Origin of the sequence: Intestinibacter sp. (genome assembly GCF_034113885.1) — a bacterium.
GTDB lineage: Bacteria > Bacillota > Clostridia > Peptostreptococcales > Peptostreptococcaceae > Intestinibacter.
Map to the genome: position 1 here is coordinate 1 of NZ_JAXEWM010000238.1, position 3,618 is coordinate 3,618.

The following is a 3,618-nucleotide window of genomic DNA, read 5'->3' on the forward strand; positions in this document are numbered from 1 at the left end:
AAAAATATTTACATGTAGCTGTGGATATAGAGAAAAATTATCTTCATTTAACAAAAGGAAAGCAGAAGAGAAGGGAAAAGCTTCTAAAAAAGACATAAATAAATATTTGAAAAATCAAAACAAAGACCAAGAAGCGTTTAATAATCCTTTTGCAGCACTTGCAAATTTGAAAAAGAAGTAATAATAGTGTAAAGTTAGAAACAAGGATATGAAATACCATATAGCTTTTTAAGGGGGTTGATTTTAATTATTTACAGTGTAAGAGCCTTAAATATAATTGAAATATTAAAAAATTCCCATGAACCTGTTAGCAGCTTAGCACTTAGCGAAGAAATTGGATGTTCTACAAAAACTATACAAAGTGAAATAAAGGACATAAATAAAAACAGTAAGGATGGGAAAATAGTATCGATTCGCGGAATAGGTTACAAAATAGAAGGCTCTTTTGATCATATAACTATTCCAAGTCAATATTTAGGAAATGTCGACAGAATTGATTACATTATAAAAAGCTTGATAAACCTAACTACAAAAGAAGATAACACTATAAAGCTAGAGGAACTAGCGGATTCTATGTATATCAGCGTTTCTACAGTAAAAAATGATTTAAAAGAGGTAAAATCCATTTTAAAAAAATACAATATAGCTGTAGTTTCAAAGCACAAGCAAGGTATAGGGATAGAAGCAGAGGAGGAGGATATAATAAGATTTATACTTGATATATGCTCTAAAAAAGAAAATGATTTGAGCTTAAAGGATTTTTTAACTGATAGAGTAGCTGATAATATGTTTAATCTGAAAAATATAATTTTAAGCCTGTTGAGCAGCAAGCACTTGGTTTTAAGTGATACAGAGTTTAAAAATCTGTGCAGTATAATATTTATAAAATTGAGTAGAAGCAACCAAGAGGAAAATGAGTTTATAGAACAGTACATCAACGATTATTTAGTTGAAAGAGAGCTTATAATGAATGATGATAAAAACAAAGAAAAAATACTCGGTGCAATAAAAAAATTCTGTAAAAACTTGAAAATAGCGACATCTATAGATATTAGCGACGACAAAATTTTTGAAAAATGTCTTTATGATCATATAAACAGTATCTACAAAAAGATGAAGCTAGGCATAAATCAATACGGAGTACTGCCAGTAGATATAAGGATAAAATACCCTTATGCATATGAACTAGGTAAAATAGCCAAAAAAACAATAGAAGAAGAGCTAGACTTAAAATTAGACGATGAAGAAATATCAAATATAGCAGTACATGTAGGCGGTGCGATAGAAAGATGTGCACACAACCAAAAGAAAAAGGTATTTAAAGTAATAATTGTATGCGTATCAGGAATAGGTACTTCTATGCTTATAAAGAACAAGCTAGAGTATTTATTTGAGGACAAAATAGAAATAGTAAAAATTATACCTGCATATTTAATAGAGTATATAAACGCATTAGAAGTTGATTTTATAATATCTACAGTAGATATGAAATTTGAAAGAGTGCCCGTTATAACAGTTTCTCCTCTTTTAAACGACAATGAAGTGAAAATAATCGAAAAATTTATGAAGACAGGTAAAATTTACAAGGAAGTTGAGCCTAGAGATTTATTTGACAGAGATCTGTTTTTTACCGATTTGAAATTTAAGACGAAAGAAGAGGTAATAGAATTTCTAGGAGGCAAGCTTCTAGAAAAAGGCGCAATAGATGAGGACATGAAAAACTCGTTTTTCGATAGGGAAAAAATAGCCACTACTGAAATAGGTAATATGGTGGCGCTTCCTCATGGAGCTAATGGCAAGATTTTGAAAAATAAAATAGCAGTCGGGATACTAGATGAGCCAATACACTGGTCTTTAGGAGAAGTCAGACTGATTCTGACTTTAGCTATCGACAAGGATGAAATATTTGATTACGAAAGATTATTTTCAATAATATACAAGCAGGTGGGTTCAGTATCAAAGGTAATAAGCATTTGTGAAAATAAAAACTACGAAAAATTTATAAAGATGTTTTAAAAATTTGAATTTTTAAACTCGTTTAAATTTATAGTGAAAACCTAGTAATTTCAATGTCTTTTTAAATATAAATTTGAATAAAATGGAAAAAGCGATAAATTTCTCTTTTAATTAAGAGAAATTTTTTGTCTTTTTAAAAAAATAAATTTAGTTTATTATTAAAACATAGAATAAAACAAAAGAAAACGAGTACAAATAATAACATAAAGCTCAGTAAAAATAATAATTAATAATAAAAATAATAATTGGCACAAATAATAATATAAAGGAGGCTTGGGAATAATGATATATACAGTAACTTTGAATCCATCTATAGACTATGTGATAAAAGTAGACAATTTGACAAATGGACAAGTCAACAGAGTCGCTGAAGAGCATGTATATCCAGGTGGAAAGGGAATAAACGTAACTAGAATATTAAAAAGTCTAGACAACGACAATATCGCCTTAGGATTTGTAAGTGGATTTACAGGAGATTATATAGTAAATTCCTTAAAAAATTTAAATTTAAAATCAAACTTTATAAAAGTAAAAGAAGGTTTTACAAGAATTAATGTAAAGATAAAAAGTAACGAAGAAACAGAAATAAACGGACAAGGTCCTCAAATAAGCGAAGAAGAATTAAATCAATTTTACGGTATTATAGATAAATTAGTCGATGGAGATATTTTAATATTATCAGGAAGTATTCCATCATGCTTAGATGAAAAATTATACGAAAAAATAATGGAAAGAGTAAATTCAAAAAATATAAAAGTAGTAGTAGATGCAACTAAGAACTTACTTTTAAATGTATTGAAATACAAACCATTTTTAATAAAACCAAACAACCACGAATTAGCTGAAATGTTTGATGTTGAGTTAAAATCAACAGAAGATGTGATTTTCTACGCTAGAAAATTAAAAGAAATGGGAGCTAGGAACGTCCTAATATCTATGGGAGGCGATGGAGCACTACTAGTTTCAGAAGACGACGAGGTATTTATAAGCAGCGTTGCAAAAGGCGAAGTTGTAAACTCAGTTGGAGCTGGGGACTCAATGGTAGCAGGATTTGTAAGTGGATATTTAAAGACAGGCAGCTACGAAGAAGCACTAAGACTTGGTGCAGCAAGTGGAGGAGCAACAGCATTTTCTTCTGACTTAGCATCTAGAGAGTTTATAGATAGATTAGTAAAAGAAATAAACGTTGAAAAAATAAAATAGATAATTTATAAAGATTAAAATTCCTAGTAATAATAAGGACTAATATATAAAATAATAAAAAGGAGTAAGATTATGAGAATTACAGATTTATTATCAAAGGAATCTATAAAGCTAAACCTTTCATCTAAAAAAAAACCAGATGTAATAGATGAAATGGTCGATTTAGTAAATGCAAGTGGAAATTTAAACGACAAACAAGAATACAAAGAAGCAATACTTGCTCGTGAAGAATTAAGCACAACTGCAGTAGGAGAAGGAATAGCAATACCTCATGCTAAAACAAAGGCAGTTAAAAAAGCTTGTTTAGCTGCAGGTATCACAAAAGAAGGAATAGACTACGAAGCTTTTGATGGAAGCTTATCAAACTTATTCTTTATGATAGCTGCACCAGATGGAGCA

General features: G+C 29.4%; 4 protein-coding genes. All 4 read left to right on the top strand.

All coding sequences use genetic code 11. The annotated features are described in order from the left end of the window. The coding region (locus SPD90_RS14280; RefSeq protein ID WP_320925672.1) for a hypothetical protein at positions 1-181 on the top strand (181 nt) is incomplete at its 5' end. 56 nt (positions 182-237) lie between these two features. Beyond that, positions 238-2,016, top strand: a complete 1,779-nt coding sequence (locus tag SPD90_RS14285; protein ID WP_320624344.1) for a BglG family transcription antiterminator — start codon at positions 238-240, stop codon at positions 2,014-2,016. Positions 2,017-2,298: 282 nt separating this feature from the next. Beyond that, a complete protein-coding gene (gene pfkB / locus SPD90_RS14290; RefSeq protein ID WP_320925673.1) occupies positions 2,299-3,219 on the top strand; it encodes a 1-phosphofructokinase in 921 nt (306 codons plus the stop codon). Positions 3,220-3,291: 72 nt separating this feature from the next. Beyond that, a partial coding sequence (locus SPD90_RS14295) for a PTS sugar transporter subunit IIA (RefSeq protein WP_320925674.1) occupies positions 3,292-3,618 on the top strand: 327 nt, incomplete at its 3' end.

Bases quoted from the DNA above. Each gene is read 5' to 3' on its own strand.
- pfkB (WP_320925673.1), top strand. From the start codon at position 2,299: ATGATATATACAGTAACTTTGAATCCATCTATAGACTATGTGATAAAA.